General features: G+C 43.9%; 32 protein-coding genes. All 32 read left to right on the top strand.

Annotation, left to right across the window (positions count from 1 at the left end; translation table 11 throughout):
* The first annotated feature begins 9 nt into the window (after window positions 1-9).
* The 32 genes from rpsG (at window position 10) to PLF31_01495 (ending at window position 23,779) form a co-directional block, all read left to right on the top strand.
* A complete protein-coding gene (gene rpsG, locus PLF31_01650; protein HRH26156.1) occupies window positions 10-480 on the top strand; it encodes a 30S ribosomal protein S7 in 471 nt (156 codons plus the stop codon).
* A gap of 131 nt (window positions 481-611) precedes the next feature.
* Window positions 612-1,094 carry a hypothetical protein gene (locus tag PLF31_01645; GenBank protein ID HRH26155.1) on the top strand — a complete coding sequence of 161 codons (483 nt, stop codon included), beginning with the start codon at window positions 612-614 and terminating at the stop codon, window positions 1,092-1,094.
* A 60-nt stretch (window positions 1,095-1,154) separates the two neighbouring features.
* Entirely contained in the window at window positions 1,155-1,664 is a 510-nt protein-coding gene (locus PLF31_01640) for a hypothetical protein (protein ID HRH26154.1), read from the top strand.
* A gap of 238 nt (window positions 1,665-1,902) precedes the next feature.
* On the top strand, window positions 1,903-4,044 hold the full coding sequence (fusA, locus tag PLF31_01635; protein ID HRH26153.1) for an elongation factor G: 2,142 nt from the start codon (window positions 1,903-1,905) through the stop codon (window positions 4,042-4,044).
* A gap of 145 nt (window positions 4,045-4,189) precedes the next feature.
* Window positions 4,190-5,563 carry a peptidoglycan-binding protein gene (locus tag PLF31_01630; protein ID HRH26152.1) on the top strand — a complete coding sequence of 458 codons (1,374 nt, stop codon included), beginning with the start codon at window positions 4,190-4,192 and terminating at the stop codon, window positions 5,561-5,563.
* Between the two features lie 251 nt (window positions 5,564-5,814).
* Window positions 5,815-7,014, top strand: coding sequence for an elongation factor Tu (gene tuf, locus PLF31_01625; GenBank protein HRH26151.1), 1,200 nt, complete (start codon window positions 5,815-5,817; stop codon window positions 7,012-7,014).
* A gap of 20 nt (window positions 7,015-7,034) precedes the next feature.
* Window positions 7,035-7,394 (top strand): 30S ribosomal protein S10, encoded by a 360-nt coding sequence (gene rpsJ, locus PLF31_01620; GenBank protein ID HRH26150.1) that lies wholly within the window; start codon window positions 7,035-7,037, stop codon window positions 7,392-7,394.
* A 97-nt stretch (window positions 7,395-7,491) separates the two neighbouring features.
* On the top strand, window positions 7,492-8,100 hold the full coding sequence (rplC, locus tag PLF31_01615) for a 50S ribosomal protein L3 (GenBank protein HRH26149.1): 609 nt from the start codon (window positions 7,492-7,494) through the stop codon (window positions 8,098-8,100).
* Window positions 8,101-8,124: 24 nt separating this feature from the next.
* Window positions 8,125-8,790 carry a 50S ribosomal protein L4 gene (gene rplD, locus PLF31_01610; GenBank protein ID HRH26148.1) on the top strand — a complete coding sequence of 222 codons (666 nt, stop codon included), beginning with the start codon at window positions 8,125-8,127 and terminating at the stop codon, window positions 8,788-8,790.
* Window positions 8,791-8,801: 11 nt separating this feature from the next.
* The gene (locus PLF31_01605; GenBank protein HRH26147.1) at window positions 8,802-9,167 is read left to right on the top strand and encodes a 50S ribosomal protein L23; all 366 of its coding nucleotides are present in this window, start codon (window positions 8,802-8,804) and stop codon (window positions 9,165-9,167) included.
* Between the two features lie 22 nt (window positions 9,168-9,189).
* Window positions 9,190-10,053 (top strand): 50S ribosomal protein L2, encoded by an 864-nt coding sequence (gene rplB, locus PLF31_01600; protein HRH26146.1) that lies wholly within the window; start codon window positions 9,190-9,192, stop codon window positions 10,051-10,053.
* Window positions 10,054-10,558: 505 nt separating this feature from the next.
* A complete protein-coding gene (rpsS, locus tag PLF31_01595) occupies window positions 10,559-10,900 on the top strand; it encodes a 30S ribosomal protein S19 (protein HRH26145.1) in 342 nt (113 codons plus the stop codon).
* A 20-nt stretch (window positions 10,901-10,920) separates the two neighbouring features.
* A complete protein-coding gene (gene rplV, locus PLF31_01590; GenBank protein ID HRH26144.1) occupies window positions 10,921-11,274 on the top strand; it encodes a 50S ribosomal protein L22 in 354 nt (117 codons plus the stop codon).
* Window positions 11,275-11,280: 6 nt separating this feature from the next.
* Window positions 11,281-11,949 (top strand): 30S ribosomal protein S3, encoded by a 669-nt coding sequence (rpsC, locus tag PLF31_01585; protein ID HRH26143.1) that lies wholly within the window; start codon window positions 11,281-11,283, stop codon window positions 11,947-11,949.
* Between the two features lie 2 nt (window positions 11,950-11,951).
* The gene (gene rplP / locus PLF31_01580) at window positions 11,952-12,371 is read left to right on the top strand and encodes a 50S ribosomal protein L16 (GenBank protein HRH26142.1); all 420 of its coding nucleotides are present in this window, start codon (window positions 11,952-11,954) and stop codon (window positions 12,369-12,371) included.
* Window positions 12,372-12,392: 21 nt separating this feature from the next.
* Entirely contained in the window at window positions 12,393-12,581 is a 189-nt protein-coding gene (gene rpmC / locus PLF31_01575) for a 50S ribosomal protein L29 (protein HRH26141.1), read from the top strand.
* Window positions 12,582-12,605: 24 nt separating this feature from the next.
* Window positions 12,606-12,851, top strand: coding sequence for a 30S ribosomal protein S17 (rpsQ, locus tag PLF31_01570; GenBank protein HRH26140.1), 246 nt, complete (start codon window positions 12,606-12,608; stop codon window positions 12,849-12,851).
* 11 nt (window positions 12,852-12,862) lie between these two features.
* The gene (gene rplN, locus PLF31_01565) at window positions 12,863-13,234 is read left to right on the top strand and encodes a 50S ribosomal protein L14 (GenBank protein ID HRH26139.1); all 372 of its coding nucleotides are present in this window, start codon (window positions 12,863-12,865) and stop codon (window positions 13,232-13,234) included.
* A gap of 19 nt (window positions 13,235-13,253) precedes the next feature.
* On the top strand, window positions 13,254-13,589 hold the full coding sequence (gene rplX, locus PLF31_01560; protein HRH26138.1) for a 50S ribosomal protein L24: 336 nt from the start codon (window positions 13,254-13,256) through the stop codon (window positions 13,587-13,589).
* Window positions 13,590-13,594: 5 nt separating this feature from the next.
* Window positions 13,595-14,128 (top strand): 50S ribosomal protein L5, encoded by a 534-nt coding sequence (gene rplE / locus PLF31_01555; protein HRH26137.1) that lies wholly within the window; start codon window positions 13,595-13,597, stop codon window positions 14,126-14,128.
* 100 nt (window positions 14,129-14,228) lie between these two features.
* Complete coding sequence (locus PLF31_01550) at window positions 14,229-14,414, top strand: type Z 30S ribosomal protein S14 (GenBank protein HRH26136.1); 186 nt, start codon at window positions 14,229-14,231, stop codon at window positions 14,412-14,414.
* A 4-nt stretch (window positions 14,415-14,418) separates the two neighbouring features.
* On the top strand, window positions 14,419-14,811 hold the full coding sequence (gene rpsH / locus PLF31_01545; GenBank protein ID HRH26135.1) for a 30S ribosomal protein S8: 393 nt from the start codon (window positions 14,419-14,421) through the stop codon (window positions 14,809-14,811).
* 9 nt (window positions 14,812-14,820) lie between these two features.
* Window positions 14,821-15,348: a 50S ribosomal protein L6 gene (rplF, locus tag PLF31_01540; protein HRH26134.1), complete on the top strand. Its 528-nt coding sequence runs from the start codon at window positions 14,821-14,823 to the stop codon at window positions 15,346-15,348.
* 21 nt (window positions 15,349-15,369) lie between these two features.
* Window positions 15,370-15,720 (top strand): 50S ribosomal protein L18, encoded by a 351-nt coding sequence (gene rplR, locus PLF31_01535; protein HRH26133.1) that lies wholly within the window; start codon window positions 15,370-15,372, stop codon window positions 15,718-15,720.
* Between the two features lie 11 nt (window positions 15,721-15,731).
* Entirely contained in the window at window positions 15,732-16,382 is a 651-nt protein-coding gene (locus tag PLF31_01530) for a 30S ribosomal protein S5 (GenBank protein HRH26132.1), read from the top strand.
* A gap of 22 nt (window positions 16,383-16,404) precedes the next feature.
* Window positions 16,405-16,842, top strand: a complete 438-nt coding sequence (gene rplO, locus PLF31_01525) for a 50S ribosomal protein L15 (protein HRH26131.1) — start codon at window positions 16,405-16,407, stop codon at window positions 16,840-16,842.
* 5 nt (window positions 16,843-16,847) lie between these two features.
* Window positions 16,848-18,134 carry a preprotein translocase subunit SecY gene (secY, locus tag PLF31_01520; GenBank protein ID HRH26130.1) on the top strand — a complete coding sequence of 429 codons (1,287 nt, stop codon included), beginning with the start codon at window positions 16,848-16,850 and terminating at the stop codon, window positions 18,132-18,134.
* A gap of 41 nt (window positions 18,135-18,175) precedes the next feature.
* Complete coding sequence (locus tag PLF31_01515; protein HRH26129.1) at window positions 18,176-18,784, top strand: nucleoside monophosphate kinase; 609 nt, start codon at window positions 18,176-18,178, stop codon at window positions 18,782-18,784.
* Between the two features lie 9 nt (window positions 18,785-18,793).
* On the top strand, window positions 18,794-19,564 hold the full coding sequence (map, locus tag PLF31_01510) for a type I methionyl aminopeptidase (protein HRH26128.1): 771 nt from the start codon (window positions 18,794-18,796) through the stop codon (window positions 19,562-19,564).
* Between the two features lie 23 nt (window positions 19,565-19,587).
* Window positions 19,588-22,353: a TraM recognition domain-containing protein gene (locus tag PLF31_01505; protein ID HRH26127.1), complete on the top strand. Its 2,766-nt coding sequence runs from the start codon at window positions 19,588-19,590 to the stop codon at window positions 22,351-22,353.
* An 18-nt stretch (window positions 22,354-22,371) separates the two neighbouring features.
* Window positions 22,372-22,989: a nucleoside-diphosphate kinase gene (locus PLF31_01500; protein HRH26126.1), complete on the top strand. Its 618-nt coding sequence runs from the start codon at window positions 22,372-22,374 to the stop codon at window positions 22,987-22,989.
* A gap of 385 nt (window positions 22,990-23,374) precedes the next feature.
* On the top strand, window positions 23,375-23,779 hold the full coding sequence (locus tag PLF31_01495; GenBank protein ID HRH26125.1) for a hypothetical protein: 405 nt from the start codon (window positions 23,375-23,377) through the stop codon (window positions 23,777-23,779).
* Window positions 23,780-23,786: the final 7 nt, after the last annotated feature.

Genomic DNA, 23,786 nt, shown 5'->3' with positions numbered 1-23,786 from the left:
AATAATCTCATGCGTAGGCCAATAAAGAGAAAGTATCCAGTTAAGCCAGATCCAATGTTCAATTCGGACAGGATTGCTAAGTTCATTAACTGTGTGATGGTTAACGGAAAGAAGAGCGTTGCTCAGAAAATCGTGTACCAAGCATTTGATGTGATCAAAGAAAAGGCAAAGGTAGAAGATCCTATTGTTGTCTTTGACGAAGCACTCCGAAACGTAGGACCAACTGTTGAAGTTCGTTCACGACGTGTTGGAGGTGCTAACTACCAGGTTCCTCGTGAGGTTGCACAGAACCGAAGAAATGCACTTGCTATTCGTTGGATTATTGAAGCAGCTTCTTCAAAGAAGGGAGCACCTATGCACCAGAAGCTTGCTGATGAACTTATCGCTGCATACAAGAACGAAGGTGAAGCTATCAAGAAGCGTGAAAACACTCACAAGATGGCAGAAGCAAACAAGGCCTTCGCACACTTCGCGTGGTAATCAACTATTTTTAAAGTTTAGTCAAAAGGTCCTGTGTATACAGGACCTTTTGCTTTTTTAGGAGTTAAGAGTAGGGTTATATGGTTTGTTCTTTTTAAGTATAAGTTTGGTTTCTAACAAAGGAGTGTGCGATGACTTTAGGTGTTGCAAAACAATCACTGACCGTGGTTGTGACTGAGGGGTGTGATAATTACGCCAAAGAATTACTTTCTTGGGTGGGAGATAAACACCAGTATCTTTGTCTTGATGGTGACGAATCAATGCCGCTAGAAGCTGTGCATGAGTCTATTCCATCCGAAAACTCATGTGTCTTACTTGTTGTAACGTGGGAACACCTTCATCGAGAAGGTGATTACGCAATTACTTTTGCAGCTACGTACAAGACACAGGTTGCTGTGTTGGTGATTGTTGATGCAGAAATAATTCAGCCAATTCAACGACTACTAAATGCGGCGTGTGAACAGCGTCTACTTTCTGTCGAGCTCACATCTCTCTGTGATGATGAATGGATTCGACGGAACAATCGAGAAGAAATGCTCCATCCTATTTTTACCAGAAAGGCCGCAGACAGAAAGCGTCTGATGGCCCTGGTGAAGAGTCTTGGGTGTGCATAATCGTATGCGTAACACGTGTGAATTACTACATTGGAGGTTGCCGTGAGTCACTTGTATGGCATGTTTCGTTTTCCTAACGGACGGAAAAATGTTTTGCTAGATTCTCTGAAAGCAAAACAGGAAGAGAAACTGAAGAAGATTCCGCAAATTCTCGTCCTGGATAAGGTTCCAGGATGGACAGAAGCTAGGCATCCGTTTATGAGTGAGATGGTACATGTTGTGTTTGTTCCACCAGAACATCTCTACGATGCGTATATCGCTCGAACCATTGGGGACACGCCGACGGTATTGATCGGCCGACTCGATCACTTGTATGACTTGGTTGATAAGTTGCCGAAGGTACTCAATGACGATGTTCCGCTTGCTGTTCTCGGACTTTTTTCTTCGGGCGATCGAATTGTGGATTCAACAAAGTTTTCCAAAATCTTGTACTCCAAGATAGAGGAAATCGCGGTGAGGTCTGTGTACCACAACGCAATTCATATGAATTCTCCGGTGGTTATCGAAGACATTCGGGCTCTCGTGCACGAAGTGATGAATCCTGGTGGTATTTCCTTGCCAGTATCGTGAAGTGAAGTACAATTAGTTAGGTACGTTGTTCGTGCACCCGGTGGTTCTCCTAATCGCCGTGACCAGTTTAGACTGGCACGGCGATTTTTCTTTTGCAAAAAGCCTGTAAATGCGATAGTATCGTGCTACGTTTTGGCATTCTCGACTCTTTGCCACTGATCGGGTCTAAAACTGGTTCGCGCGAGCCCCACACATCGCGATTAAGAATATTTACAAATAACAAAGCCACATAAGTTTTATGCAACGGGATTATCCATTAGAGAGAGTACGTAACTTCGGAATCATCGCACACATCGATGCCGGAAAAACAACGACATCAGAGCGCATCTTGTATTACACAGGTATGAGCCACAAAATCGGAGAGGTGCATGAAGGAGAAGCAACTACCGACTGGATGGAACAGGAAAAAGAGCGTGGTATTACAATCACCGCTGCTGCTATTACTTGTTTCTGGAACCCAACATACATGGGAGCAGATCTTTCTAAGAAGCACCGTTTCAACATCATCGACACTCCAGGGCACGTGGACTTTACCGTGGAAGTGGAGCGATCTTTGAAAGTTCTCGACGGTGGGGTGGTGGTATTTGACGGAGTGGCTGGTGTGGAGCCTCAGTCAGAAACAGTGTGGCGCCAGGCAGACAAATACCATGTCCCTCGTATTTGTTTCATCAACAAGCTCGACCGAACAGGTGGATCGTTTGAACGATCGTACCAATCTATTCTCGCTCGTTTGAACAAGAACGCAGTTCGCATGCAGATTCCAATTGGAGAAGAATCACACTTCGAAGCGGTGATCGACCTTATGACAATGAAGGCCTTCTATTTCGAAGGAGAGAAGGGAGAAAAGATCATCCAAAAGGATATTCCTGCTGAATACCTTGATGATGCAAAGAAGTACCGAGCAGCGCTCGTTGAAAAGGTTGTGGAGTTTGATGATGCAATGATGTCTGCATACCTTGAAGGAAAGGAGCCATCAATTGATGAGATGCGTGTGGTAATTCGAAAGGCAGTTATCGCAAACAAGCTCTTCCCAGTATTTACTGGAAGCGCCCTTAAGAACAAGGGAACACAGCTCATCCTCGACGCTGTTGTTGACTACCTTCCATCACCACTTGATATTCCATCAGTTAAGGGACATGACCCTGTAACAGGCGAAGAAATCACTCGCGGCGCATCAGATACTGAACCATTCTCAGCACTTGCGTTTAAACTCCAAACAGACCCATTCGTTGGACAGCTTACGTTCTTCCGTGTGTACTCAGGAACAATCGAATCAGGTACATATATCTATAACTCAACAACAGGAGAGAAGGAGCGTCTAGGCCGTATTGTACGACTCCAGGCTAACGACCGAGAAGAAGTGAAGAAGGTGTACGCTGGAGAAATTGCAGCTGCGGTAGGACTTAAGAGTGCAAAGACATCTCACACATTCTGTGATGAGAACAAGCCAATCATCCTTGAACCTATTAAGTTCGCAGAGCCAGTGGTGTCCCTCCGAATCGAACCAAAGACAAAGGCAGACCAGGAAAAGATGGGTATGGCGCTTAAGAAGCTTTCTGATGAAGATCCAACATTCAGAATCTCAACAAACGCTGAAACAATGGAAACATTGATCGCAGGAATGGGAGAGCTCCATCTTGAAATCATGATCGACCGAATGAAGCGTGAGTTCAGCGTTGAAGCAAACGTTGGTGCACCTCAGGTGGCGTACAGAGAAACTATTACTGGTTCAGCTGAAGCAGAACACAAGTACATCAAGCAGTCTGGAGGTAAGGGTCAATACGGTCACGTAAAGATTACTCTCAAGCCTATGGAACCCCTTGAAGAAGGAAAGAAGATTCCAAAGAACGTTAGTCGTTACGATGACTTTGAGTTCATCGACAGTATTAAGGGAGGTGTTATTCCAATCGAATTCATCCCAGCTGTTGAAAAGGGAGTAAAGGAAGCAATGGACCGTGGAATCGTTGCTGGATTTAAGATGGTGAACATTTCATGTGAACTTACATACGGTTCGTACCATGATGTGGACTCATCTGAAATCGCGTACAAGATCGCTGCCTCACAAGCCTTCCAGGAAGGTGCAAAGCGCGCACGACCAGTTATCCTTGAGCCTATTATGAAAGTGGAAGTGGTTGTCCCTGAAAAGTTCATGGGAGACATTACAGGAAGCCTTTCATCAAAGCGGGCACAGATCGAAGGAATGGAAGACCGAGGTGATCTTCGTGTGATCAAGGCCAAGGTTCCTCTATCTGAAATGTTCGGATACACAACAGCACTTCGATCGATGACAGAAGGACGAGGATCATCATCAATGGAATTTAGTAACTATGACATTGTTCCTCCAAACGTTGAAAAGACAATCGTAGAAAGTAGGAAATAAGAGGCCAAATAGGCAAAAAAATACCCACCAAACGGTGGGTATTTTTTATGTAAATTTCATATCCCAAAAGGCACTGTGTAAGAGTGGTATAGACAAGCCGTCATACTGTGATGTAATCATTACAGTTATTAATCAATCATTATCCATGAAGAAAGTCTTGTATGTTCTGTTTGCGCTTGTCCTTGTATTCCCGTTAGTTTCGGGAGCTGAGACATCGCAACAAAGTTCTGTAGTCACGACAACAAATGTTGTTGGAAGAGTTGATGAAGGTAAGAAGGTAGATCCAGCACAGCTACAAAAAGCGTGTGATTTTAAAATGTCGCATGCCCTAGGTGCTCGCGGTGAAGAAGTTCTTCGTGCTCAGCAGCTACTCGTGAAAGAAGGACTGCTTTCAACTGACAATGCAACTGGATACTTTGGCCCGGTTACTCGCAAGGCAATCGAAAGCTTCCAAGAAGCTAAGGGGCTCGAGAAAGTTGGCTTTGTTGGTCCTCAGACCCGTGCAAAGCTCGCAGAGCGATGTGTAGCAATGGGTGGAGGTAGTGTTACGGGTAGTAATGGAATTGTGGTAAAGCCATCATTTCCAATGAAGCCTGAGCCTATGGTGCCAGATGAATCAAAGGTTCGGGAACTTTCAGCTAAATATAATATTTCTCCTGACAAGCTACGAAAGCCAAGTGTTTGCGTAACAACACTTAAGGCTGATGTAAATTCTGATGGAAGAGTTGATGTGTGGGACTTGGTTATATTAAGCAGTGGATATGACAAGACAGAAGCACAAGGTGCCGATATGCGCGCAGACTTTGATAAGGATGGAAAGATTGATTTCGATGACTTCCTTACAATGGCGCAGGATATTGGCAATATGATTTGTAACACAGCAGAGCCAGGTACAGGTAAGCTCACATGTTCAGTTACATCTGATAAGTCAGCGTATGAACTCGGTGAAACAATCGTGGTTTCATGGAAGAGTGAAAATGCCGTCTATGCAACATGGCAGAGAGATGATTCTGGAAAAGACCAGTTACGTCTCCCTGGTGACAGACTTCCTACAAGTGGCTCAGAGAAAATCAGAGCATCAGTTATTGGTAGTCCGTATGTAACTCTCGCTGTTGTAAACAGGGAAGGAAAAGCAACGTGTACACATACTGTAACTGTTACAAATGAGAACGGAACTACAAATAGTTCTCAGGTTGTAACAATCAACAAGAGCTCACTTCGAGCAGTTCCTGATAGTGATTATGTTGTAAGAGGAAAAGTTACAGTAAAGAAACAACTACTTACTGTTGTCGTTGTTGGTCCTGAGTATGAGGGTGCTACAGACTGGGAAACAATTAAAGATCTTGATGAAGATGAGGAGTTTGTATCAGTCTACACAGTGAATGCACGCATCCGAGGCCATAACTGGTCAGCAAAGTTCAACAAGAATGAAGATGAGGGTGAGTACACTGTACTTATCTATGACAAAGACCACAATCTTGTAGCGTCAGATGTGCTCATGAACACATACAAGGGATAAAAACAGTACTATACAACTATTGTGTCTAACAAAACCGGGGCTTGCCCCGGTTTTGTCTTGTCAACCTTAAAAGCCTGTGATACTATGCCTCCCACGCATTTATTGCGCTGTTTTCCGACGGAAAGCGCCCGACTTGTACCTTAGTAGGAGTTCGTGCCCTTTGACAAGGAAACAGATTTATTAGTAGTTGGAAATGGATTGCAACTGTTCTCGCGCGCAGTCCATTCTCAATTAAAGTTCAAAGAATACATATGGCAGAAGCAGCAGTATTTGACCGTTCCAAGCCCCATGTAAACGTAGGTACCATTGGTCACGTTGACCATGGTAAGACTACGCTTACAGCGGCTATCTTGAACGTTCTTAACCTTGACGGCCAACAGGTTAAGCTCAAGGGTGTCGACCAAATCGACTCAGCCCCTGAGGAAAAGGCACGCGGTATTACTATCGCGCTTTCACACAACGAGTACTCGACAGCAACAAGGCACTACGCCCACATTGATGCTCCTGGACACGCTGACTACATCAAGAACATGATCACTGGTGCCGCTCAAATGGACGGCGCCGTCCTCGTGGTAGCAGCAACTGACGGTGTTATGCCTCAGACTCGTGAACACATTCTTCTTGCAAAGCAGGTTGGTGTGCCTAAGATCGTAGTATTCCTTAACAAGTGCGACATGGTGCCTGAACCGGACCTTATCGACCTCGTTGAAGAAGAAGTACGTGAGCTCCTTGATAAGCAGGGATTTGATGGAAAAAATGCTCCAGTTATCCGTGGCTCAGCCCTCAAAGCGCTTGAAGCAAAGGATGTTAATGACGAATGGGCACAGAAGGTTTTGAAACTTGCTGCAACTCTAGACGAGTACATTCCTGTACCAGTTCGTGAGACAGACAAGCCATTCCTTATGCCAGTTGAAGACATCTTCTCAATCGAAGGACGCGGAACTGTAGTAACAGGACGTATCGAACGTGGAATTGTTAAGGTTGGTGAAGAAATCGAAGTTATCGGTATCCACCCAACAGCAAAGACAACAGTTACAGGTATCGAAATGTTCAACAAGTCTCTTACAGAAGGAATGGCCGGAGACAACGCCGGAATCCTCGTTCGAGGTCTTAAGAAAGAAGATATTCATCGTGGACAGGTGCTTGCAAAACCAGGAACAGTAACACCTCACACAGACTTCGAAGCTGAAGTGTACATTCTCAAAAAGGAAGAAGGAGGACGACATACTCCATTCTTTACTGGCTATAAGCCACAGTTCTATGTTAGAACTACTGACGTGACTGGAGAAGTGACTCTTAAGGAAGGCGTAGAAATGGTTATGCCTGGAGACACAACTACATTCAAGGTCAAGCTTATGGCTCCAGTAGCACTTGAACAGAATACTCGATTCGCTATCCGCGAAGGAGGAAAGACTGTAGGTGCCGGAGTTGTAACTAAGATCGTAGCCTAACCTACAAACAGATTATTTTTATGGCGGTTGCAGAATCAAAAAAAGTTCCTAAAGAAGCTAAGCAGTCAGAGATAGCATCAAAGCTGCGAATACGAGTACGTGCATACGAGTACAAGATCCTCGACGTTTCAGTACGTCAGATCATGGACACAGCACTTCGCTACGACGCAAAAGTTGTAGGCCCTATTCCGCTTCCAACAGAAATTAAAAAGTACACAGTGAATCGTGCCTCGTTCATATTCAAGAACGCGCGAGAACAGTTCGAGATGCGCATTCACAAGAGGGTTATTGACATTATTAATCCTACGCCTAAGATAATCGAGTCCCTTACCAACCTTAATCTTCCGTCCGGTGTAAGCATCGACGTAAAGATCATATAGCTCATCTAGAGCAAGTTGGGATCCTTTAGGTCCCGGGACGAAAGTCACGGGACCACTAAGGATCGGCAACAAGCCGAATTCAAAGAATCGAATAAACATGAAATATATACTCGCAGTTAAACAAAATATGTCCCAGGTATTTACCGATGATGCAGTTATTCCTGTTACTGTCCTTTCAACAGGGGATGCTGTTGTTACACAAGTTAAAACTAAGGATGTTGACGGCTATGAAGCTGTACAGGTTGGTTTCGGTACACGAAATCCGAAGAACCTCTCAAAGGCAGTAAAGGGCCACCTCGGAGACAAGGGTAGTTTCATGCATATTAAGGAGTTTAGAGGGGTAAGTGGACTAAACGCAGGAGATAAGATTACTCCTGACACATTTAAGGCAGGTGACATTGTCACTGTTACAGCAACTTCAAAAGGAAAAGGTTTCCAGGGTGTAGTTAAGCGCCATGGTTTCAAAGGAGGCCCACGATCACACGGACAGAAGCACTCAGAACGTGAACCAGGATCTATCTCAGGAGGTCTCCGAACTGGTACTCGAAAAGGAAAGAGAATGGCCGGACGAATGGGATCTGATACTGTCACTGTAGCTAACCTAAAGGTTGTTGAAGTTGACACTGCATCAAACACAATTGTTCTTTCAGGTGCTGTGCCAGGCCGACGCGGTACGCTCGTTACCCTTAAGTCAGCATCAAAATAATCTCCTCGAATTTTAAATAATTATATGGAAGCAACAATTTATAACCAACTAGCAAAAGAATCAGGAAAGATCACACTTCCTAAAGAAGTGTTCGGTCTTGATTGGAATGCTGACCTTGTTCACCAAGTAGTAGCATCAATGAACACAGCGTCACGAAGGCCATACGGTCACACAAAGACTCGTGCTGAAGTTCGTGGAGGAGGAAAGAAGCCATGGCAGCAAAAAGGAACTGGACGCGCTCGTCACGGTTCTTCACGATCACCTATTTGGGTAAAAGGAGGAGTTGCACATGGTCCACGAAACGATAAGAACTTTGATCGAAAGATAAACAAAAAGATGAAGATCAAGGCATTGAATACTATTCTTTCTGCAAAACTTAAAGATGGTGAAATTGTGTTTGTTGATGCAATCAATCTTTCAGAAGCAAAGACAAAGCACGCTGCAGAAATCATTAAGACTCTTGGTGGTAACCAAGCTTTCAACAAGCTTGCAACAAAGCGCACAAACGCTGCAATTATTGCAATGGGAACAAAGGATGTGGCTGCAGAACGAGCATTCAGAAACATTGGAAAAGTTGTTGTGACAGAATCACGAAACCTCAGTCCAGTTGATCTACTTAATTACAAGTATGTGATCTTTGTTAACCCTGAGCAGTGTGTAAAGATGCTTTCTGATAAGCTCACAAAATAATTAAGACGACCATGGCCCTATTTTCACGAAAACCTAAGACAACTAAAGCTCCTGTTGTAAAAGCCGAGAAGGCTGGAGTAACAACATACGCAACTAAGTACTCACTTGGAACTATTATTGTTTCTCCTCGTATCACTGAAAAGGCAACATTTGTTGCAGGTAAGCACAATGCGTATCTATTCAATGTAAATCAAGGTGCTACAAAGCCATTGATTACAAAGGCAGTCCGCGAAATTTACGGAGTCACTCCAGTTCGAGTAACTACAGCTCGAACACCTGCAAAGCGTGTTGTTGTGCGCGGAAAGGCTGGAAAAAAGCAGGCTGTTAAAAAAGCATATGTATACCTAAAGGAAGGAGATAAGATCGAATTCGCATAATACATCTCCATCCCATCACATTATTTTTATGAAATACTACGCACCTCGAACAAAATCACGAAGACACATGAGCACGATCTCTTTCCGAGGCGTGATCACAACCAATGACCCTGAGAAGTCACTTACAAAGGGTAGAAAGCGTGCGGTTGGACGCAACCACCATGGCCGCATCACAACTCGTCACAAGGGAGGTGGTCACAAGCGCTTGTTTAGAGAGATTGATTTCACTTTTGATAAGAAGGATATTCCTGCAAAGATCACAAGTGTTGAATATGATCCTAACCGAACAGCATTCATTTCTCTTGCTCAATACGCAGACGGTGAAAAGCGATATGTAATTCTCCCAAAGTCACTCAAAGTTGGAGATTCATTCATTGTTTCTGAAAATGCTGACATAAAGCCAGGAAATCGTCTCCCACTCAGCAAAATCACCGTTGGAACATTCGTGTACAACGTAGAGGTTAAACCCCTTGGTGGAGGCAAAATTGCCCGTTCAGCAGGTAACTACGCTGAAGTTATCGGTCATGATGGTGCTATGGCATTCCTACGCATGCCTTCAACAGAAGTTCGAAAAGTTCTAGGAACTGCATGGGCATCAGTAGGTGAAGTTTCAAACGAAGAAAATCGTCTTATTAATATCGGAAAAGCTGGACGCAGCCGTTGGCTCGGTATCCGTCCAACAGTTCGTGGTACTGCCATGAACCCAGTCGATCATCCATACGGAGGAGGAGAAGGCCGACAAGGACGAGGAACACGTCGTGCAAAGAGCATCTACGGAAAGCCAACAGGAAAAGGACAGAAGTCACGAACACCAAAGAAATACTCAAACTACCTCATTGTTTCACGAAGAAAGGTTGGAAAGAGCAGAAAAGAAGGAGGTCAATAATTACCTTACAAAAAGCGATTCGAAAGGATCGCTTTTTGCTTTTATGAACATAGTGTGGTTATATACTCGACACAAGACTCACCGTCAGCGATCTCTGTAGATCGGCGATGACGGTGTAGATCGAGTCGTTCTTAACACATGTTGTGATCGCTTGCTATAGCTAGGCTCGATCACAGCAGGTATAGAGTTCCTAGGAGACTGACGCTCCCTTGCGGGGTTGAGCGGTGCACGTGCTCGTCTCTAGGATGTATGTATCCGTGTTTTGAGCGGGCGAGGGCTGGCAACCTTACCCAGTTCCTTCCACTGTGTTGATGCTAACCGACCGATGTTAACGGCGCCTAGTATCATGCAGTGCCACCCTAAACACCTCGATATGAGTCCTTTGCACCTACAGGACCATGTCGAGGTTTTTTTTATTTCTAGGGCTAGTTGACTTCTGTATTAATATCCGCTAATATTGCGGCTCAGGCTCATTTGAGCTATTTTTGTATCAATCAGCAATTCAATGGCACGATCACTAAAAAAAGGACCTTACGTAGACGAACGCGTAACGAAAAAAATCATCGGCAAACGACCTGAACAGGCCGGGGTTATTAAGACGTGGTCACGCGCATGTCAGATTTCACCAGAAATGGTGGGATTCAAGTTTGGTGTCCACAATGGAAAGGATCACATTGAAGTGTTGGTTTCTGAAGAAATGATCGGTCACCGCCTAGGTGAGTTCTCACCAACTCGTAAGTTCAACCGTCACGGAGGAAAGATGCAGAAGGAAATCGAACAGAAGGCTAAGGAGGCTGAAATCTCTGCTGCACAATCTGCTAAGGCCGCAACTGACGCTAAGAAATAATTTTAATATTCAGAACTATCATGGCCTCCGTATCAGCAACACTCAGTAACTACCGACAAGCTCCACGTAAAGTACGTTTGGCTGTTGATCTCATCCGAGGCAAGTCTGCAGTTCGTGCACTTGATATTTTAGCTTTCACAACAAAGCGCGCATCAAACCCAATCAAGAAACTTCTTGAATCGGCTATTGCTAACGCAAAGAACCAAAATATTGCTGTTGAAACACTTACAGTAAAGGAGGTACGTGTTGATGCTGGAGTAGTACTTAAGCGTATGATGCCTCGAGCACGTGGTCGCGGAGCACAAATCCTTAAGCGAACAAGCCGAGTTATTATCGTGCTTTCTGATGAAGCGCCTAAGTCATCTGCAAAATAAACTTTTATGTCACACAAAGTACATCCATATGCACACCGCCTAGGTATCATCCGTGATTGGAAGAGCCGTTGGTTCAGCACAAAAGACAGTTTTAAGACATTCCTTAAGGCTGATGTTGCTATCCGAGATTTCCTTGAAAAGAAACTTCGTGGTTTCTATGTTGCAAGTATTGAAATTGAACGAGGTGAAAAGGCTCTCCGAGTCATCATCCGTACATCACGTCCTGGAATGATCATTGGACGAAATGGTGAAGGAATCCAGAAACTTCGTGGCGAAGTTGAAAAGATCGTTCGAAAGCACGCTCCAGTAGGAAGCAAAGAAACTACACAAGAACTCAAGCTTGATATCGAAGAAATTCGCTCACCCGAATCATCCGCTTCAATCGTTGGACAGATGATCGCTGAGGGACTTGAAAAACGTCTTCCATACCGACGTGTTCTTAAGCAGATGATTGAGAAGGTTATGGCAAACAGGGATGTACAGGGAGTACGTCTCGGACTCTACGGCCGACTTGGTGGTGCTGACATTGCACGCGAAGAAGAGCTTAAGCGTGGACGAATTCCACTTCAGACACTTCGTGCTGATGTTGATTTTGCCCGTGAAAAGGCACACATGACATACGGAGATATTGGTATCAAGGTATGGATTTATCGAGGAGAAATATTTAAGAAATAATTATGCAGCTTTTTCCTAAGAAAGTACGATTCCGCAAATGGCACACAATGCGCACACACCCTGAAAAGGTGGGCGTTGAAGTTCGTGGCTCACGACTAGCTTTTGGTTCATTTGGACTTAAGGCAACATCAGCATTTCGAATTCGTTCAAACCAAGTTGAGGCATCACGTAAGATCCTTGCTCGTGCGGTTACAAAGTCAGGTAAGGTCTGGATCAGAATTTTCCCAGACATGCCTTTCACTCAAAAGCCAGCCGAAGTGAAGATGGGAAAGGGTAAGGGAGATCCACAGGGATACCAAGTCCAGGTTCGTCCAGGTCGTATCCTCTTTGAGATTGACGGTATCACTGAAGCAGAAGCCCGAGAAGCACTTCGTAAGGCCGGAACAAAGCTTCCAGTGAAGACTCGAATCGTCGAACGTTAATAACTCCTCCAGTATATTTTTATGAAGCCAGCAGAAATTAAAAAAATGAAAGTCGAAGGCATCGCATCAGCTATTACTGAGAAGCGACTCGCTCTTCGTGCCGCACGATTCGGGGCATCAGGCTCACGCGCAAAGAACGTTAAGGAGATATATGGAATGCGAAAAGAAATCGCACGACTCATGACAGAGTTGCGATCTCGCAGGAAATAATGTAGAACTAGAACACTTTATTCAATGGAAAAAACAGCAACAACCAAAAAGAAGCAGCTTACAGGCAAAATTGTGTCAACAAAAATGAAAGACACAGTGGTTGTTCTCGTTGAGCGATATGTTAAGCACCCTAAGTACCAGAAGTTCTTAGTTCGCCGAAAGCGTTTCCTTGCCCATGATGAGGGTAATACAACTAAGGAGGGGGAGACAGTTACAATCGAAGAGTCACGTCCAATCTCAAAGAATAAGCACTTTATTGTGTTGAAATAAGATAGAAATTTATGATACAGCCACGTTCAATAGTACGAATAAGTGATAACTCAGGCGGAAAAATCGGCCGTATCTTCAAGGTGCTCGGATCAAGCAAAAAGCGTTACGCAGTCATTGGTGATCTTGTTGTGCTTTCAGTACAGAAGGCAGAACCTCGAAAGGCAGTAAAGAAGAAGGATGTTCTTACAGCAGTCGTTGTGCGTCAGCGTCAGCCTATGCGAAGAAAGGATGGTTCATATATTCGTTTCGATGAAAACGCAGTAGTTATTGTCGACAAGGTAAAGGGTGAACCAGTTGCAGGACGCGTATTCGGTCCAATTCCACGTGAAATCGTCGATCGTGGTTTCCAAAAGATTGGTTCTCTAGCACCTGAAATTGTATAAACTCCTAATATTGACCACGATGAAAACAGGAAAAATGAGAATTAAGAAGGGAGATACAGTAGCTGTACTTTCTGGAAAAGATAAGGGAAAGAAGGGAAAGGTCCTACAGGCATTTCCTGCAGCTATGCAAGTTCTTGTTGAAGGCATTAACCTTAAGAAGACATTTGTAAGAGCAAAGCGTGTTGGAAAGCGAGGAGGAAATGATAAGGGAAAGATGGTTGAAAAATCATTTCCAATGGCAGCATCAGCTGTTTCACTTATTGACCCTAAGGATGGTAAGCCTACTCGTATCCGTATTGAAAAGAAAGACGGAAAAATATCTCGTGTTGGTGTAAGAAGCGGTGAAGCAATATAACGTATATGAAACCTATTAAAGAGAACATTCAGTCAGCATTCGAAGCCCTCAAGGCAGATTTCAACTACACAAATAAGATGCAGGCACCTCGCATCGAGAAGGTGGTTATTTCTTCTGGAGTTGGATCAATCAAAGACAAGAAAAAAATTGAACTTATTGCTGACCGTCTTGGAAAAATTACTGGACAGAAGCCAGTTAATCGCGGTGCTAAACAATCTATTGCGACATTTAAGAGCCGTCAGGGAGACCTTGTAGGGTACCAGGTTACACTTAGAGGACAGCGTATGTATGATTTCCTTGATCGGATGATCAACATTGCGTTCCCTCGAACACGTGACTTTCGCGGAATTTCTGCAGATGGGGTCGACAGCATGGGAAATTACTCACTCGGTATCAAGGAACATGTTATTTTCCCTGAAACTGCAGATGAGGAAATCAAAGACGTGTTTGGTCTTGGAGTAACGGTCGTAACAAACATCAAAAATAAGGAAGAAACGAAGGCGTTCCTAGCGCACCTCGGATTCCCGTTTAAAAAATAATCGTTATTTAAGGCTACACGCGACGCATTGTTTGACATGGCCCATCCGGCCTGTTAGTATCTTGCGAAGCGCTGAAGTAGCGCAATTTTATTCTCAATCAATGGCAAAGACATCAACAGTAGCGCGATCAGTAAAGAAACCTAAGTTCTCAACACGGGTTGTTAGACGCTGCTTCAGATGTGGCCGAAAGCGCGGATATATCAGACAGTTCGACATTTGCCGCATTTGCTTCAGAGAACTTGCAAATGATGGAATGATCCCGGGCGTTAAGAAGTCATCTTGGTAATTATATGGTCACCGATCCTATTGCAGATCTCATAAATATTCTAAAAACTGGAAGCGTTGCCCGAAAGGAAAGCGTGATTGTTCCGCACTCTAATCTTAAAGAGTCCATCCTTGAAGTACTCCAAAAGGAAGGATTTGTTAAGTCATTTTCAAAAAAAGGAAAGAAGGTTCAAAAGACAATCGAAGTTGAGCTTATGTATGATGCTGGAAAGCCAAGAATCTCAGGAGCAGCCCGAGTCTCAAAGCCTTCAAAGCGCTCATATCTAGGAGTAAAGGAAATCACTCCAGTTCGACAAGGATTCGGACGACTTATCGTAAGCACACCTAAAGGAATTCTTTCTGATTTAGCAGCACGAAAAGAAAAGGTCGGTGGTGAGCCTCTCTTTAAGATCTGGTAATAATTTTATATGTCACGAGTAGCAAAAAAAGGAATAGTATTACCACCTAAGGTAGAAGTAGCCATCACTAATGGTGTCCTTCACGTTAAGGGACCAAAAGGGGAACTTTCAAAGCCAGTTCCTGCAGAATTTTCAATTGTCACTGAAGACAATACATTGTTCCCAAAGATGACTACAGTTGAAAACGTTGCCCTCCTTGGAACATACACTTCATTTGTTAACAGCATGGTAATCGGAGTTACTACAGGATTCACAAAGAAGCTCCAGCTTGAAGGTGTTGGGTACCGTTCAGAAGTGAAGGGTAAAGAAATGGTATTTGCACTTGGTTTCTCACACCCAGTAAAACTCCAGATTCCAGAAGGACTTACGGTCACTTCAGAAAAGAACGTTGTCACTATCACTGGTATTGATAAGGACGTGGTTGGAAGCTTTGCAGCTGAGATCCGATCACAGAAGAAGCCTGAGCCGTATAAGGGTAAGGGATTCCGATACAGCGGTGAAGTTATTCGTATGAAGCAGGGTAAGAAGTCTGTATAGTATCTATTTTCAAAACATCGTATGACAAGCAAAACACAGATCAAATCAGAGCGACGAGCACGAAGGCATAACAGAATCCGTGCCCGTGTTTCAGGTACTACAGAAAAGCCACGTCTTTCAGTATTTCGTTCAAACAAATATATTTACGCACAGGTCATCAATGATGATACAAAGACAACACTTGCGTCAGCTTCTTCAGTTGGTATGAAAGGAACTGAAATGGAAAACGCAAAGAATGTTGGAAAAATGATTGCTGAAGCAGCAAAGGCAAAGCAAGTTACTGCTATTGTGTTTGATCGCGGAGGATTTAATTACTCAGGAAAGATTAAGGTGCTTGCTGACGCCGCACGCGAAGGAGGGCTAATGTTTTAAACGATTTATTTATGGAACAGACAACATCACAACCACAACAACCAAAAAGTCAGCCTTCTACAGGTGCTCGACCTTTTTCTCCTCGACCAGGAAACTCAATGAGACGCCCAGGTGGTGGTTTTGGTGGACAGGGCCGTGGTCCTTCAACTAACCCAGGTGACCGCGCAAAGCAGGCAGAAGGACGAAATGAACGCCGTGGTGGTAAGCCAGGAGACCGACGTGAACGATCAGAGTTTGATCAGAAGATCATCTCAATGCGTCGTGTGACTCGTGTGGTTGCTGGAGGTCGCCGATTCAGTTTCTCAGTATCACTCGTAGCAGGAGACAAGAAGGGACGAGTGGGTGTTGGAATTGGAAAGGCAGGAGACACTGCACTTGCAATCGATAAGGCACTACGAAATGCAAAAAAGAACATGGTTCGTATCCCTCTTACAAAAACTGGTTCTATCTCTCACGAAGTAGAAGCGAAGTTCTCAAGCGGTCTTGTCCGCATTACTCCAGCTGCAGGTCGTGGAATGGTTGCTGGTAGCTCAGTTAGAAGCGTCCTTGAACTTGCAGGTGTCAAAGACATCGTTGCCAAGCTTAACTCAGGAAGCAAGAACCACTTAAACCAAGCCAAGGCAACTGTGAAGGCTCTCGGTATGATCAGGTCAAAACGCTAATCTCAATTTTTAATACAATCCTATGCAAATACATAACGTAGTCAGGACCACACCAAACCGAAAGAAGATGCTTATTGGACGCGGAGGAAAGCGCGGAAAGACAGCAGGACGCGGTACAAAAGGACAGAAAGCTCGCTCAGGACGAAAGATTCGCCCAGAAATGCGAGACATGATCAAGAAGCTTCCTAAGCTTCGAGGTTATGCATTCGGAAGCATCCAACAGAAGCCATTTGCAGTTAACGTACGTTCTCTTGAAGACAAGTTCAACGCAGGTGACTCAGTATCATTACTTACACTCGCTGACAAAGGAATCATTCCTGCTCCAAAGGGAAACAAGATAACAGTTAAGATTCTCGGAACAGGAGAACTTACAAAGAAGCTTACAATCACTGGTTGTGAAGTTTCAGCAAGTGCAAAAGCAAAGATTGAAAAGGCAGGTGGAGTAGTTGAGGTACAATAAATCCCATGGAATCAATTTTCAGAAAGATCAAACTACTGTTTCAGGACAGTAGCTTACTCGGCAAAATTTCGTTTACAGTATTTATACTTGTCGTATTTCGTGCGCTCGCAGCTATCCCTATCCCAGGTGTAGATCAAGGACAACTTGAAGCCCTATTTCAGGGTTCTTCAGCCTTTGGTCAATTCCTCGGTTTCATTAACGTGTTTTCAGGAGGTGGACTTTCACAGCTTTCGATTGTGATGCTCGGTGTAGGACCATACATCACTGCCTCAATCGTTCTTCAACTCCTTACTGTTATGTCGCCAAAACTTAAGGCGATGTATCAAGGTGAAGATGGAGAAGGGAGCCGACGAAGGTTTATTCAATACGGACGAATACTTACTGTCCCATTGGCACTTATCCAGGGGTATAGCTTCATTGCGCTTCTTGAGCGTCAGGGTGTAATCGTTGGACTCGATACTGCAGACAAGCTCATTAACGTGCTTGTAATCACTGCAGGAACAGTCCTTCTTATGTGGCTTGGAGAGCTAATCTCAGAGTTCGGTATTGGAAACGGAGTATCACTCCTTATCTTTGCTGGAATCGTATCGGCACTTCCAACACAGCTTACACAAGCATTCCTTTCATTCGACCGATCAATGGCTCCAATGTACATCGCCTTTGCAGCGGTTGCAGTACTCATTATCTTGGCCGTTGTATATATCACTGAAGCAGAACGACCAATTCCAGTGACGTATGCAAAGCAGGTGCGAGGAAACAAGGTATTTGGTGGTGTATCAACATACCTTCCAATCCGCCTTACACAAACAGGTGTGATGCCAATCATCTTCGCGCTCTCGTTCTTGCTCTTCCCACAGGTGATCGCAAACATGCTTACACTTACATCAAACGCAACACTTACAGCGTATGCAATGCGACTCACTGAATACTTGGCAAACCCTGTCATTTACGGAACTGCGTACTTCATATTGGTGTTCGTCTTTACATACATTTACACAGCTATCATCTTTGATCCTAAGCAGATCTCAGAAAATCTCCAGAAAGGTGGAGCATTCCTTCCAGGTGTACGACCAGGACAGCCAACAGCTGAACACCTCGGTGTCGTCATCACACGACTTACACTCGTCGGTGCGCTCTTCCTTGGAATCATCGCTGTTATGCCGATCGCAATGCAGGGAATCTTTAAGATCTCATCCCTTGCACTTGGTGGTACTGCACTCTTGATCGTCGTCTCTGTAATCATGGATGTCGTAAAGAAGGTGAACGCCCAACTCACAGCTCGAGAATACTAATCGACACCCCTTCGGGGGTGTTTTGCTATACTGGACAGACAATGGATTCAATAGTCACACCAAAAGAAGGTGCAAAAAGTTTTATTTTCATCGGCCGTTCTGGTTGTGGAAAAGGTACGCAGGCAAAACTCTTGATTGATTTTCTTGCCGCTAAAGAACCTGAAAGGAAAGTGCTCTATATTCAAACTGGACTCGAGCTCCGTGAATTTATTAAAGGAGACACGCACACACAAAACATTGCCAAGAACATGGCAACGAATGGTGGACTCATTCCAGAATTTTTGGCTATCTATTTTTGGTCTCGAAAAATTTCAACGGAATATACAGAAGGAAGTCACTTGATCATGGATGGAATGCCACGAAAACAACACGAGGCACAGGTACTTGATTCAGTCTTTGGATTTTATGGGATTGTAAAACCAGTTGTCATACACCTCAATGTTTCAAGGCTATGGTCATCTGACAGGATGGTTGCACGTGGACGCGCTGATGACAGTCATGAAAATATCAAGAACCGATTAGACTGGTTTGAAAAAGAAGTGGTCCCAACCATCAACTACTACAAGACAAATCCAATGTATCAGTTTATGGAAATAGACGGAGAGCGAACTATTTCTGAAATACACAAAGACATTATCGCTTCACTGTAGTTTTTACATATGATTCGACTTAAAACAGAACAAGAAATTGCGCTCATGCGCGAAGGTGGAAAACGGGCGGCACTAATTGTCGACACACTCGGGAAAATGGTTCGTCCAGGAGTGAGGGCGATAGACATCGACACAAAAGCACGTGAACTTATTGCAGAAGCAGGAGGCACTGCATCTTTTTTAGGGTACACCCCACGCGGAGTTAAAAGGAAATATCCAGCAGCTATTTGTGTTTCAATAAACGAAGAGGTGGTTCATGGAATTCCAACAGAAGGGAATAAGGTCTTTCAAGAAGGAGATATGGTCAAGTTAGACCTTGGATTTACCTATCAAGGACTGGTGTTAGACCACGCCCGAACCTTTATCGCTGGTACGGCACCCAAGAAGCTCCAGGAGCTTGCCTGGGCCACGGAAGAGGCACTTATGGCTGGAATACAGGCAGCCCGCCCAGGGGCCTATATCGGGGATATTGGAGCCGCAGTCTCGGCTATTGGAAAGAAGCATGGGTATGGCATTGTAACCGAGCTTTCAGGGCACGGTGTAGGATATTCAGTCCACGAAGAGCCATTTGTACCAAACCTTGCTCGCGCTGGAACCGGACCAAAAATTGAAGTTGGACTCGTCATTGCAATTGAGCCAATGTTTACATTAGGAGGGGGTGAAGTGTTTCCACTCGAAGACGAATACACATTCGTAACAGGAGATCGATCAATCGCATCTCATGCGGAACACACGGTTGCAATAACTGCGAATGGTCCAGTTATTTTAACTGAGCTCTAGAACCCTCGTAGTATACTTACTACATGGAAAAGCAATTTGGATCTCCCCAAGAGGAGATTGCATGGCTCCGCTCAAAAATAGCCGAGCAACCTGTACAAAAAAGAGAAGAAATTCCTCTCGTCATCGAGAAGGAAATTGATGCGTATAAAAAAGCGCCACATTCTATTCTCGCCAAAGGTCACGCAATGATCGAGCCTGAAATTGCAGCACGTTCGTTTGGAGTGCACGAAGCAGGAAGAGATGGACTCGATGAACTAATCTCAGTGTTTGAAAATAGAGGATTGAAAAATGCTCTCAGCGTCGTTGAGCGACTAGAAAATCCACACTTGGAAGACCAATTCCATCAATATCTTGTGGAGCGATTCATTGAAGACGGTGTAATGAAAAAGTCTCTTGAGAAACCCGCACAACACATGTTGGGCATGGCGCTCTTTGAGGTATCACTTCCTGGATTTCAAGCAAAAGGTGAAACTGCAAAGCCGCTGAAGGAAATCCTCTCCACCATGGAGCAGTTTTTTGCTGGGATGATGTCCATTGCATCAAAGGGACACGAAGATGATATTTTTGCGGTTGAACTAGCAAATCCCCACGGAACATCTGAAGCAATTTTCTATACCGCAGTACCACGTCCACACGCGGATCTCTTTGAAAAACAATTACTCTCAATCTATCCGGGAGCACGAATTACTCCTGTTCCACAGGACTATAATATTTTCAATCCCCAAGGCAGTGTCGTTGGTGGATACGGAACATCATCAAAGAATCCAGTCTTTCCAATCAAGACATATGAACAATTCGATCACGACCCATTGAATGTACTTTTGAATACCTTTGCAAAATTAGATGCAGACCATGAAGGTGCATCAGTGCAATTCATTATCAAGCCTGGAAAAAATGGGTACCAAAAAATGTACCAAGGAGCTATTAAGCAGATTGAAAAGGGAGTACCGGTTTCATATGCAACTGATATTAAGGACACCGCAAAGGGCGATCTGTGGAAGGGATTGAAGGAATTTATCTTGCCACCGAAACATTTAACAAAGAAAAAAGAAGATTCTGAACATAAAACAGAAAAATCAAAGAACACACTCGAAGACCAGGCCGCGCAGCGTGCAATCGAACAGATCAATGCAAAAGTGGGAAGTCCAATTGTCCTTACGAACATCCGTATTGTTGCAAGTGCTGGAACTGAAGAGCGTGCAGAGCATATTTATAAAGATCTTGAGTCGGCATTCCATCAATTTTCAAATACATTTGGTAACGGCATTTCATTTAAACGTGCAAAGTCTGGAAAGTTACAAGATCTTGAACGGGAATATATTTTCCGAACATTTTCATTCGAAGAACGATTTCCACTATCACTTAAAGAACTGACATCGGTTATTCACTATGCTGATAAACACATCCAATCAGCACCACACTTGAAAACCGCAAAGGCAGGTACGGCTCCAGCGCCAATGCTCATGTCTGATGATGGAGTAACGCTTGGAGTTAACAACCATCGCGGTATGGAAAACGTGGTTAAGATGTCACGAGAAGACCGTATGCGTCATATGTATGTGATTGGTCAGACAGGTACGGGTAAGTCGACGCTGATTAAGAATATGGCCATCCAGGATATTCAGAACAGTGATGGTGTGTGCTTCATTGACCCACACGGAGTGGACATCCAAGATATCTTGGCATCAGTTCCAAAAGAGCGATACGACGATGTGATCTACTTTGATCCAAGCTATACTCCACGACCGATGGCATTAAACATGCTTGAGTATGATCCTCGATTTCCCGAACAGAAAACATTCGTTGTAAACGAAATGCTTTCAATATTTAATAAACTCTTCGATATGAAGACTGCGGGTGGTCCGATGTTTGAGCAATACTTCCGTAACGCAACAATGCTTGTTATTGAAGACCCAGAGACTGGATCCACACTATTCGATGTATCTCGTGTACTTTCTGATAAACAATATCGAGCACTGAAACTTTCGCGATGTAAAAATCCTATCGTTGTTCAGTTCTGGAAAGAGGTGGCAGAGAAAGCTGGGGGAGAGTCGTCACTTGCAAATATGGTGCCGTACATCACCTCAAAGTTTGATATCTTCCTTTCAAACGACATCATGCGTCCAATTGTGTCTCGTGAACGATCGACATTTGATTTCAGACAGTTGATGGATGACAAGAAAATTCTTCTCGTAAACCTCGCAAAAGGAAAGCTGGGAGATATTAACTCAAACCTCATTGGTCTTATCATTGTTGGCAAAATCCTGATGGCGGCTCTTTCTCGAGTAGATTCAGTTGGGAAGAAAATTCCTGATTTTTACTTGTACGTGGATGAGTTCCAGAACGTAACTACACCATCAATCGCAACGATCCTCTCTGAGGCACGTAAATATCGTCTATCACTTACTGTTGCTCACCAATTCATCGCCCAGCTGGAAGATGAGATTAAAGATGCAGTATTCGGAAACGTAGGATCAATTGCAGCCTTTCGAGTTGGTGCTGATGACGCTGAATATTTGGCAAAACAATTTGAGCCGGTATTTTCTGCACAAGACTTGATGAATGTTGATAACAGGAATGCGTATCTCAAGATGCTCATTAATGGTCAACCAGCTCGTCCGTTTAATATCGAGACTCTGCCCCCACCACAAACACACCCTGAAATCCTCGAACAGCTGAAGCAATTGTCATACGCTGCATACGGAACACCACGAGAAGAAATCGAAGCTGAGATTATGAAAAAATATCAGAAAGTGGAAGTAAAACCTGAAATTTCAACAGCTCTCTAGAAGTGGTACACTGTGCGCATGACTACTAACCAAACACACCCACGTTTTGAGCGTACACTTGCGATTATTAAGCCAGATGGTGTACAACGGAGTTTGGTTGGAGAAATACTACGTAGGTTTGAGAATGTTGGTTTAAAGGTTATTGGCATGAAAATGCTTGTGGCTGACCCAAGACATATTGAAAAGCACTACACACTCGACCCTGCATGGAAAGAAAATGTTGGAAAAAAATCTATTGAAGCATATATAAAACAAGGAAAGCATCAATTTTCTGAAGATCCGTTGGTTGTTGCAGACACTATTTTAGTTCGTCTCAAGTCATACATGACTAGTGGTCCAGTTGTCGCAATTGTCTTGCAAGGTGCTCATGCTGTCGGTGTTACACGAAAGCTTGTAGGGGGAACAGAGCCACTTTCAAGTGACGTTGGTACTATCCGTGGAGATTATGTTCATGACTCATACACAATGTCTGATATGGATGATCGCTCTATTAGAAATGTAATACACGCATCGGGATCGCCAGCAGAAGCCGAAGCAGAAATTGCACATTGGTTTAAGGAAGGAGAGGTTATTGATTATCGACTTGTACAAGAAGTGATTCTCTACGACGTGAATGTTGATGGGAATTTTGAGTAGTTACTAAATTGGTCAGATTTTTAGAAAAAAATAAACAGAAACGTAAAACGTGGATATTGTTAGAGGGGCAATAAAACTACATAACATTTACAGGTTGTTGGCTAGTTCCCGACATGTCACACCAGCTTATAATCATCTATAGGATCGTTCGGGAAATGATCCTCCTAATCAATATGTCAGGGAGCCTTACATCGCGCCCTACCGGTGAGAATCTGTTCTGCAGAATTTCTAAGGTATCGCGTTGCGGGCACCCACCTAGATTCAGTTCTAGGGTCATTTCCACGGGCGGTCCTAACAGAGAATCCGCCATACTAGACTATTTATCCGCGCACGACGCGGATTTTCTGTATATAGGCAAGTTGTTTGCTATACTGCTTTCATATTTATGCGACAAGAGATTAAGGTTGCTCTACACGTTATCGTAACGCTTGGAATTTTATTAGTTCTTCACCTTGGTGCGTTGGGACTTCATTTATATTACACACTTCCTTGGTTTGATTTCATTTTGCATCTGCTTGGTGGTGTAGCGGTTGGTTTTGCATACGTACTCTTTATAAGTCTTCGGTTTATGAAGACGAAACAGTACAGCCGTGTTTTGGATATTACCGGAGTATTTCTCAGTATTATGTTTGTGGGGATTGTATGGGAGATATTTGAGTGGCAGGCGGGAATTGCAAATGCTATTGAGGGGTACATTCAAGACACATCACTTGATTTGGTCGCTGACACAATAGGCGCATTCCTTGCGTATCTGTTTGTGCTTGAAGAATATAAAGGAAATCGTAAGTAATTGTACT

The sequence above is a fragment of the Candidatus Paceibacterota bacterium genome (genome assembly GCA_035438625.1).
In the GTDB taxonomy this organism is placed as follows: Bacteria; Patescibacteriota; Minisyncoccia; order Phycocordibacterales; family DAORIS01; genus DAORIS01.
This window is presented reverse-complemented; position numbering and strand designations above follow the sequence as displayed.

Coding starts and splice junctions, on each gene's coding strand:
- rpsG (HRH26156.1), top strand. CDS start 10: ATGCGTAGGCCAATAAAGAGAAAGTATCCAGTTAAGCCAGATCCAATG.
- PLF31_01645 (HRH26155.1), top strand. CDS start 612: ATGACTTTAGGTGTTGCAAAACAATCACTGACCGTGGTTGTGACTGAG.
- PLF31_01640 (HRH26154.1), top strand. CDS start 1,155: ATGTTTCGTTTTCCTAACGGACGGAAAAATGTTTTGCTAGATTCTCTG.
- fusA (HRH26153.1), top strand. CDS start 1,903: ATGCAACGGGATTATCCATTAGAGAGAGTACGTAACTTCGGAATCATC.
- PLF31_01630 (HRH26152.1), top strand. CDS start 4,190: ATGAAGAAAGTCTTGTATGTTCTGTTTGCGCTTGTCCTTGTATTCCCG.
- tuf (HRH26151.1), top strand. CDS start 5,815: ATGGCAGAAGCAGCAGTATTTGACCGTTCCAAGCCCCATGTAAACGTA.
- rpsJ (HRH26150.1), top strand. CDS start 7,035: ATGGCGGTTGCAGAATCAAAAAAAGTTCCTAAAGAAGCTAAGCAGTCA.
- rplC (HRH26149.1), top strand. CDS start 7,492: ATGAAATATATACTCGCAGTTAAACAAAATATGTCCCAGGTATTTACC.
- rplD (HRH26148.1), top strand. CDS start 8,125: ATGGAAGCAACAATTTATAACCAACTAGCAAAAGAATCAGGAAAGATC.
- PLF31_01605 (HRH26147.1), top strand. CDS start 8,802: ATGGCCCTATTTTCACGAAAACCTAAGACAACTAAAGCTCCTGTTGTA.
- rpsS (HRH26145.1), top strand. CDS start 10,559: ATGGCACGATCACTAAAAAAAGGACCTTACGTAGACGAACGCGTAACG.
- rplV (HRH26144.1), top strand. CDS start 10,921: ATGGCCTCCGTATCAGCAACACTCAGTAACTACCGACAAGCTCCACGT.
- rpsC (HRH26143.1), top strand. CDS start 11,281: ATGTCACACAAAGTACATCCATATGCACACCGCCTAGGTATCATCCGT.
- rplP (HRH26142.1), top strand. CDS start 11,952: ATGCAGCTTTTTCCTAAGAAAGTACGATTCCGCAAATGGCACACAATG.
- rpmC (HRH26141.1), top strand. CDS start 12,393: ATGAAGCCAGCAGAAATTAAAAAAATGAAAGTCGAAGGCATCGCATCA.
- rpsQ (HRH26140.1), top strand. CDS start 12,606: ATGGAAAAAACAGCAACAACCAAAAAGAAGCAGCTTACAGGCAAAATT.
- rplN (HRH26139.1), top strand. CDS start 12,863: ATGATACAGCCACGTTCAATAGTACGAATAAGTGATAACTCAGGCGGA.
- rplX (HRH26138.1), top strand. CDS start 13,254: ATGAAAACAGGAAAAATGAGAATTAAGAAGGGAGATACAGTAGCTGTA.
- rplE (HRH26137.1), top strand. CDS start 13,595: ATGAAACCTATTAAAGAGAACATTCAGTCAGCATTCGAAGCCCTCAAG.
- PLF31_01550 (HRH26136.1), top strand. CDS start 14,229: ATGGCAAAGACATCAACAGTAGCGCGATCAGTAAAGAAACCTAAGTTC.
- rpsH (HRH26135.1), top strand. CDS start 14,419: ATGGTCACCGATCCTATTGCAGATCTCATAAATATTCTAAAAACTGGA.
- rplF (HRH26134.1), top strand. CDS start 14,821: ATGTCACGAGTAGCAAAAAAAGGAATAGTATTACCACCTAAGGTAGAA.
- rplR (HRH26133.1), top strand. CDS start 15,370: ATGACAAGCAAAACACAGATCAAATCAGAGCGACGAGCACGAAGGCAT.
- PLF31_01530 (HRH26132.1), top strand. CDS start 15,732: ATGGAACAGACAACATCACAACCACAACAACCAAAAAGTCAGCCTTCT.
- rplO (HRH26131.1), top strand. CDS start 16,405: ATGCAAATACATAACGTAGTCAGGACCACACCAAACCGAAAGAAGATG.
- secY (HRH26130.1), top strand. CDS start 16,848: ATGGAATCAATTTTCAGAAAGATCAAACTACTGTTTCAGGACAGTAGC.
- PLF31_01515 (HRH26129.1), top strand. CDS start 18,176: ATGGATTCAATAGTCACACCAAAAGAAGGTGCAAAAAGTTTTATTTTC.
- map (HRH26128.1), top strand. CDS start 18,794: ATGATTCGACTTAAAACAGAACAAGAAATTGCGCTCATGCGCGAAGGT.
- PLF31_01505 (HRH26127.1), top strand. CDS start 19,588: ATGGAAAAGCAATTTGGATCTCCCCAAGAGGAGATTGCATGGCTCCGC.
- PLF31_01500 (HRH26126.1), top strand. CDS start 22,372: ATGACTACTAACCAAACACACCCACGTTTTGAGCGTACACTTGCGATT.
- PLF31_01495 (HRH26125.1), top strand. CDS start 23,375: ATGCGACAAGAGATTAAGGTTGCTCTACACGTTATCGTAACGCTTGGA.